Below are 661 nucleotides of genomic sequence, written 5' to 3'. Positions count from 1 at the left end.
TCCACATAAAACAGCATGGCATTCTCGGTAATTAGTTTTTTTTTATAAATTCAAGTTCTCTTTGAAAAGCAGCTTGACGCTTAGCGTCTCCTTTGACGAGCTTATACGTCGGGCGTGTCCATGACAAACGCAAACGATGCAACAACTTGCGAATCCCTTCCCGTGACATGGAAACACCATAGGTTTGTTGAATGTAAGATTGTAAAATGCGCGTGTTCCATGACGAAGCGATGCCCCAGCCAGCATCCACAGGTGTAGTAGTTAACACGAGTTGTCTGATTTCTTGTTGTTGTTCTTCCGTAAGAAATGGCACGCGACCAGGTGGTAAGCGACGATCGAGTAGATGATCGAGCCCACCTTGATTAAATCGCGCAACGTAGAGGGCAACCGATTGACGGCATACGTTGACCATTTTCGCGACATCTTTACCGAGGTGACCTTCCATGACAAGACGAACAGCGGTCACCCGAACACGAAGGGAAGCATCTTTGATTTTCCGTTCTTGTTTCCGAAGGGTTCGAGGTGTCCAGCCGTGATCATTTGTGATTTTCAGACGTTTCATGCCAATTCCGCTCCTTTTGTATAGAAATATTTAGGAGCAGTATAGCCATGAAAAAAGGTGTTCATACAGAAGTCATGGTTTTAAGGTGCATGTATATAG

Annotated in this window: 1 protein-coding gene; it reads right to left on the bottom strand. The window is 44.9% G+C overall.

Annotated elements, in window-relative coordinates:
- Positions 1 to 31 precede the first annotated feature (31 nt).
- Complete coding sequence (locus K1I44_RS14980) at positions 32 to 562, bottom strand: winged helix-turn-helix domain-containing protein (protein ID WP_006322879.1); 531 nt, start codon at positions 560 to 562, stop codon at positions 32 to 34.
- Positions 563 to 661: the final 99 nt, after the last annotated feature.

Origin of the sequence: Anoxybacillus sp. ST4, assembly GCF_019448545.1 — a bacterium.
GTDB lineage: Bacteria > Bacillota > Bacilli > Bacillales > Anoxybacillaceae > Anoxybacillus > Anoxybacillus pushchinoensis.
This window is presented reverse-complemented; position numbering and strand designations above follow the sequence as displayed.

Excerpts from the sequence above, each read along its gene's own strand:
- K1I44_RS14980 (WP_006322879.1), bottom strand. The coding sequence starts at position 562 with ATGAAACGTCTGAAAATCACAAATGATCACGGCTGGACACCTCGAACC.